Origin of the sequence: Acinetobacter portensis, from assembly GCF_009372215.1 — a bacterium.
Lineage (GTDB): Bacteria > Pseudomonadota > Gammaproteobacteria > Pseudomonadales > Moraxellaceae > Acinetobacter > Acinetobacter portensis.
Map to the genome: position 1 here is coordinate 1 of NZ_LWRV01000117.1, position 7,123 is coordinate 7,123.

A 7,123-nucleotide genomic window follows, 5' to 3' on the forward strand; every position below is an offset into this window, starting at 1 on the left:
TATATTACTCTCTATCTCTAGGAAGTCAACTAGTAATTCAAATTATTTTAAACTTTCTTCCTAAAACCCAATCTTAACACTTCGTACTAAGTTGCTGTTTTATCAGAAGTTTTAATCTTAATCACCGCCGATGGATGTGCATTCTACAGGATTTTTGATGGCTTGCAACACCTATTGTAAATATTTTATTTTGCATGTTTATTTTATAATCTATAAAACTCATAAATACATGAAATTTAAATATAATTTATTTTTAAATTAATTCATTATTATAGAATCAACAAATCAAAACAAACATAAGAACTTGTTTTATATATAATTATTAAAAACAAAAACCAATTCCTGTTTAAATAAAATTCAATTTTTGCTTTATTTACCAACAATATGATGAATAAGCATTCAATATTCGTTTTTCATTCCATAAAAGACTTCAAATTATGAAGTTCATCCCTCTATAAAAAAAGCCACTACTAAACAAGTAATGGCTTTTTAAATCTAAAATTGCAATTTATTTAGAACTTCATACTCATGCGTGCCCAATAATTACGCCCTGTATTGTTAAATTGTTGAGTGGCAAAATCATCACCAAAGCCAGAGCTTCCCATTTTATTCAAATGCTCGGTATAGGTTTTATCTAACAAGTTATCTATACCAATAGATAAATCCACATCTTTCGTTAAGTTATAAGATCCATTAATAGACAAGGTCGTAAAGCCTGAACTTTTTTTCAGGTCATAACCTACGATATTACCCTCATTTAAACTTACTCGGTTTTGCCCATCCACAACACGCCATAACAAACCAATATTATATTTGTCTTGCACATAACGTAAGTTTACACGTGCTTCTAAAGGTGAAATTTGTGGTAAAGGTGTATTGTCTGTGGTGTTTTTACCCCAAGCATACATTGCGCTTACATCTGCCTGAATTGCATCTGTAAATTTATAGCCTATACCCGCTTCCGCACCAGCGATAACAGCATCGACATTACGTGAATCTACCGTATTTTGCTTTCCAGAGCCCATACCCATTGAATGGCCGTGTCCATGTCCACTGTTTTGTGATTTAGGATAAGTCATCAAAATATAATCTTTAATCATGCCTGTATAAGCAGAAGCCCAAGAATTAAAAGCTCCATGTTCATGTTGATAGCCAAAATCAAGTTGTAAGGTTTTCTCAGTTTCTAACTTTTTAAAGGTATTGGCTGTTACACCATAATAGTCTGTTTTAAATAACTCCCAATAATCTGGCACACGCTCTACATAGCCTAGACCAATATATGTTTTACCATCTTCATGTTCAGGATGTGTATTTTCAAAACGAATAAATGCACTAGGCAATGTTTCAGAACGGCTTTGCTGTGTTTTTAAAGCATCTACTTTAACTTGATCAATTCGCGCCCCTGCAACTACACGATTATCTCCTTCCAATTGATAAGTTAATTCACCAAAAGCGCCATATGATTGAAATTGCATATCAGACTTCAGTGGCATATCCATCGTATTCGATTTCATACCACCCGCATGTTTATTATGTTGAGAATCAACACCTGTAATAACTTGAAGTTTGTCCCATTCATGCGTCACAGCCAAACGCGTATTCAATGTACGGCGTGTTACCTGCATAGATGATGGATTATCAACCATTTCATGCGTTGTCATATCATGCGTTTGAGGCACTTTTCTCAAACTATAGTTATCCATGACATGATCATTAAAACTATAGTTCACTTGTGCTTCAATTTTCTTAATGACATCAGTGACGTTTTTCTTTTCAAAACGCAAACCTAAGCTTTCACGAGCAAACTGAGATCCATCCATGCCACGACCTGCATAAACCACTTCACCATCGGCCTTCCCACCAGTAAGTTCTAGCCATGTGTTTTCATCAGGTGTCCAACCTAAAGCGACATCAACATTCCAACGTTTCCAGTCAGATGGAACTGTATTTCCACTGCCATCCTTATAACTATCTGCAACTGATCGATTGGCATTTAAACGAACATACTTATGTTCATCGCCAATTGCTGTTTCAAGGTTATGATCCAAACGCCCAAATGACCCCATCAATACACTTGCTTGACCACGATAAGGCTTTTCAGAAGTCAACTTTTCAGGTGAGCGTTCAAAAATAACCGTTGCAGCAGAACCCGTATTGGCATACTGAACGGTTTGTGGCCCTTTAATGACAGAAATTTGGTCATAACTTTCTGGTGAAATATAAGATGTAGGCGAATCCATACGACTTGGGCATGCACCTAAATTTTCCGTGCCATCCGTCAAAATTTTAATGCGTGAACCAAACATACCTCGGAATGTGACATCACCATTGGTTCCTGCACCACTATTTACAGAACTAAAACCTACAATACTTTGTAAGTAATCTGCACCATCTGTTGCAGGAATCGGTTGAATAGGCTGTTTTGGATCTGCTCGAACAATTAAGCCATTCGCATCGTTACCTGCTTGAGCAGTCACTGTAATTGGCGCAAGTTTTTTAGATTCACTTGAATCATTTGCCAATACAACTGGTGAATAACAAGCAACACAAATCGCAGCCGCAAGAGGCTGTAAAAAAAATTTTGGCTGAGCCATTTTTTTCTCACTTAAAACATAAATAAAACAAGGCTAGAGTCAGTAAAGACCCGAAATTAACGTTTGATTTATGCGAAAAGTGGTGGGGCTCGCCCTTGGGGGATAAGAAAAAGTCGTTGTAGAACAAACCAAACATGACTAAATGCCTGTTGGAATGCAATTAAGCGAACTTGAATACGATCAAATACTTCTTTTACATCTAACTCAGGTGGTAACACCAAATTTCCATACACAGTACAGTACTGACATTGATGATTTGCATCATGTTCATGTCCTGCATGTTCGGAATTTTTTTGATGTTCTGAATGTATAGAAGATTGATGTGAATGAGCACTGTGCGATGAATGTACCGTTGATGGTTTCAGCAAAAGTGCACGCGTAATGGTTTCACAGACCGGAGCAACTTGATATTGCTTCGGTAACAAAGGCTGTAAAAATACAGCGATCTGTAAAAATACTGCAAAAGCTGAAAGCAGCAAGCCACTACGTAAGAGCAAAGGCAAATCCTAAAATTTGTCACAACTGAGTATAACAAAGCCCAATAAAAATTGGGCTTTGAGTTACAAACATTTACTAATGAGTTAGCGTTTCACTGGAACATTTTCTTTTTGACGCTGACGAGCAGCTTTTTCAATTTTCTCACGCGCACGTTGGCGTTTAAGAGGAGATAAATAATCTACAAAAAGCTTGCCGTTTAAGTGATCCATTTCATGCTGAATACAAACAGCAAGAAGTTCATCTGCTTCTAACTCAAAAGCATTACCCTCTAAATTTACAGCTTCAATTTTGACACGTGACGGACGTTCAACTTTGTCGTATATTTGAGGCACTGAAAGACAACCCTCTTCATAAGGTTGGGTATGTTCAGTTAATGGGGTAACTTTAGGGTTAATAAAAACCATGGGTTCATCTTTATTTTCAGATAAATCCATAACAATAAGCTGAATATGCTTGTCGACTTGCGTTGCAGCCAAGCCAATTCCTGGCGCTGCGTACATCGTTTCAAACATATCTGCAGCAAGCTGACGAATCTCGTCAGTAACTTCTTCGACTGGTTGTGCAATGGTACGAAGACGTGGGTCGGGAAAACTTAAAATAGGTAATAAGGCCATATTGCGTCCTCACTTATGCCATTGATCAAAAAACCAAAATGAAGGAATGCTTCATCGAAAAAATGTGTGTAAGATCGTTATTATAACGCAACTACATACATAATTTTAGGAATTATGATAATGAAAAAGGTTTTTAAAGACACATCTTATTTCAGTGTCTTGGGGTTAAAAAAACAGACGCTTGCACTTACTATTTGTGCAGGTCTAAGCATTGGTGTTGTAACGACAATTGAAGCATCAACACCGACACGTAATATCAATCCACCAGCATTAAAAGCCAACGCACCTAATGTTTATGTTGTAAAAAAGGGCGATACGCTTTGGGATATTTCAAAGAAATTTCTTAAGAATCCGTACCGTTGGCGCGAAATTTGGGCAAGTAATAAATACATTAAAAACCCACATTGGATCTTCCCCGGCGATCGCTTACTTATGTGTACCTATAATAATCGCCCAATTATTGGTAAAGATCAGGGTGATGGCTGTGACGGCATTATCCGTCGCTATGGCAATGGCACCATTACTCTTCAACCTCAAGTTCGTATTGAGTCTTTGAATAACACGATTCCTGTCATTCCACTAGATAGAATTAAAAATTGGCTAGAGCGCTCAAGTGTCGTAGCTGCTGATTCCGTTAAAAACACACCATATATCGTTGGAGCCAAAGATCAGCGTGTCTTAGCGGCTAAAGGACAAAGTGTTTATGTTCGCGGAAATGGCTTGGAAATAGGGCAACAATACGGTGTTTACCGAGAAAATGATCCTTACATCATGCTTGATGCTAACGGTAAAAAATATAATGCTGGTTTAGAAATTGTTCAAGTTGCATCGGGAATTGCGACCAAACAAACAGGCGATCTCACTACATTAGAAATTACAGATTCTTATAACTCGGAAATCCGTCGTGGTTATTTCGTAATGCTAGAAGAAGATGCAATGTTACCAACACTGTTTTATCCAGTGAATGCGGATGAAGTCATTGCTGGCGGTAAAATTATTCGAATTCAAGGCTCAATTAGTGCTGCTGCAGTAAGAAGTGTTGTAAGCATTGACCGCGGAACAAACCAAGGCGTTAAAACAGGTCATGTATTTAGCGTAAACGAACTGGGTCAAACTGTTAAAGATCCTGTTACTCATGAAACACTGCAATTACCATCAGAAAACGTAGGTAGCATTATGGTATTCAAAACATTTGAAAATTTGAGTTATGCCTATGTTCTTGAAAGTGACCTACCTATAAATATTGGTGCCTTACTTACACCACCAATCATGAATGACTAGTTGAACGAAGATGTTGAATCATTTATCACAAACTCAGATCGAAACAATTGCGGTGTGGTATGTGGTTCAACATTCACTTTCTAGTTATTACAAAATAAAAGCACATTTTAAAAACTTAGAAGACTCACTAAAGCCAGAAAGCCTAATTGCTTGGAAGAATTTAAACCTCCATAAAAACCATATTCAACGTTTAGAAAAATTTCATACCCAAGAAGGTCAAACTGAGTTTCAACATTTACTTCAACACATTAAGCAATCTTCGGATTTTGTTATTACAGAAGCAGATTCATGCTATCCAACCCAACTTTTACCCTATAGCGATAGACCTCCCATTATTTTTGGGCAAGGCAATGAGCAAATTCTTCTACAACCACAAATTGCAATTGTAGGAAGTCGAAAATCTAGCCCTCATGGTCGACAAGTAGCGTATGACTTTGCCTATTATTTAAGTGAAAAAGGTTTTTATATTAATAGTGGTTTAGCGCAAGGAATAGATGAAGCTGCTCATCAAGGTGGGATCAAAAACCATCGAACTATTGCCGTAATGGGAACAGGTTTAGACATAACCTACCCATCTCAAAACCAAGCATTAAGACAAGAAATTATAAATCACCATGGTGCAGTCATTACCGAGTTTTTACCGACAACGAAGCCCTTGCAACAGCATTTCCCTCGAAGAAACCGAATTGTAAGCGGTTTAAGCTTAGGTATCATTGTTGCTGAGGCTAGTCTGGAAAGTGGTTCACTCATCACCGCTAAACTTGCAGCAGATCAGGGTAAATTAATATTTGCGATTCCTGGACATATTTATAGTGAACACCATCAAGGATGCCATCAACTTATTCGTGAAGGTGCAATTTTAATTGATCATCCTGAACAAGCAATTGAAGACTTAGCACTTCCAACGCAATGGCACAGCCAACAAAATTCTGAGCAAAACAACTCAACAGAATTAAGTGAAAAAGATTCTAATCAATTCTTAGATATTCCAGACTATCTCATTCCTCTTTACAAACAACTCGATTGGGTTGGACAAAATATTGATCAGCTTGCAACAACTCTTCAACTTGATATTGCGACATTAACGGGTCATTTGATGGAACTAGAGTTAAGTGGTCTATGTATGCAACAATCAGGTTTATATGTGCGTTGTCGTTCCAATAAATAAGGTTCACAATAACCCTTTATTTTTTAAAGGTTCCCTCCCATGATCACCACCTCTGTTACAGAAGCCGCGAATTGCCTTAAACAAGGACAAGTGCTTGCCTATCCTACAGAGGCTGTTTGGGGTTTAGGCTGTGATCCACATAATGAGAAAGCCTTTCAGGAAATATTACGCTTAAAGCAGCGTCCTATTGAAAAAGGTGTGATTTTATTAGCAGGGCAAATTTCACAAGTCGAACATTTATTAAAAAATCTAAGTCCTGAAATACGAAATCAGATTATTGATTCTTGGAGTAATCGTAGTTCATCGGAACGTGCAACAACTTGGCTCCTACCAGCTACAGAAGATATTCCAACATGGATTAAAGGCAATCATCCCAAAGTTGCTGTTCGTGTAACAACCCACCCTTTGTGTATTGCTTTATGTAATGCATTTAATGGCTATATTGTGTCGACAAGTGCAAATACAGCAGGATTAGAACCTGCTCGCTCATTACAAGATGCAACGCATTACTTTAAAAATGAATTAAATTATTTGAACGGTGATTTAGGATTAAGCCGTGAACCAAGCAAAATTATAGATGCAGAAACAGGCGATATTATTCGCGCTTAAAAAACACCAAAAAAAGTGAAAAACATTTTCATAATATTTAGACAAAAAAAAGCTCAACCATATAGGGATGGCTGAGCATAAAAAAGGATGTGTAATCACATCCAGAGGGTCTTGCAAATCTCTGGCTTCACAATAAGCATGTTTTAAAACATAGGCTTAATTGCTTAACTGATGCTATTATTCATTAATCTTTTTTCAATGAGAAATAGAATTAAGGTATCTATTTATATAAAAAATATATTAATTAGGTGGTAAAATAATCATAATTCAAATTATGTTGCTATTTTATTGAGCATTTTTAAAAATTTGCTTTTTTATTCATCACTTAAAAATTAAATACATTAGGGTCTGTTGACATT

The 7,123-nt window shown here is 36.8% G+C and carries 6 protein-coding genes; 3 read left to right on the forward strand and 3 right to left on the reverse strand.

Annotation, left to right across the window (positions count from 1 at the left end):
• Positions 1–512: 512 nt before the first annotated feature.
• The 3 genes from A6M14_RS13860 to def all read right to left on the reverse strand — a co-directional run bounded on the left by A6M14_RS13860 (position 513) and on the right by def (position 3,706).
• Positions 513–2,594: a TonB-dependent copper receptor gene (locus tag A6M14_RS13860; RefSeq protein ID WP_152875841.1), complete on the reverse strand. Its 2,082-nt coding sequence runs from the start codon at positions 2,592–2,594 to the stop codon at positions 513–515.
• A gap of 68 nt (positions 2,595–2,662) precedes the next feature.
• Positions 2,663–3,091, reverse strand: coding sequence for a DUF2946 family protein (locus A6M14_RS13865; RefSeq protein WP_152875843.1), 429 nt, complete (start codon positions 3,089–3,091; stop codon positions 2,663–2,665).
• 84 nt (positions 3,092–3,175) lie between these two features.
• Positions 3,176–3,706: a peptide deformylase gene (gene def, locus A6M14_RS13870; protein ID WP_152875845.1), complete on the reverse strand. Its 531-nt coding sequence runs from the start codon at positions 3,704–3,706 to the stop codon at positions 3,176–3,178.
• Positions 3,707–3,826: 120 nt separating this feature from the next.
• On the opposite strand from def, the gene A6M14_RS13875 reads away from it, so the two are divergent.
• From A6M14_RS13875 to tsaC, 3 genes are read left to right on the forward strand one after another with little or no spacing between them, the layout of a single operon-like run.
• Positions 3,827–4,987 carry a LysM peptidoglycan-binding domain-containing protein gene (locus A6M14_RS13875; RefSeq protein WP_152875846.1) on the forward strand — a complete coding sequence of 387 codons (1,161 nt, stop codon included), beginning with the start codon at positions 3,827–3,829 and terminating at the stop codon, positions 4,985–4,987.
• A 10-nt stretch (positions 4,988–4,997) separates the two neighbouring features.
• The gene (dprA, locus tag A6M14_RS13880) at positions 4,998–6,155 is read left to right on the forward strand and encodes a DNA-processing protein DprA (protein WP_152875848.1); all 1,158 of its coding nucleotides are present in this window, start codon (positions 4,998–5,000) and stop codon (positions 6,153–6,155) included.
• A 39-nt stretch (positions 6,156–6,194) separates the two neighbouring features.
• A complete protein-coding gene (gene tsaC, locus A6M14_RS13885; protein WP_152875850.1) occupies positions 6,195–6,764 on the forward strand; it encodes an L-threonylcarbamoyladenylate synthase type 1 TsaC in 570 nt (189 codons plus the stop codon).
• Positions 6,765–7,123 lie beyond the last annotated feature (359 nt).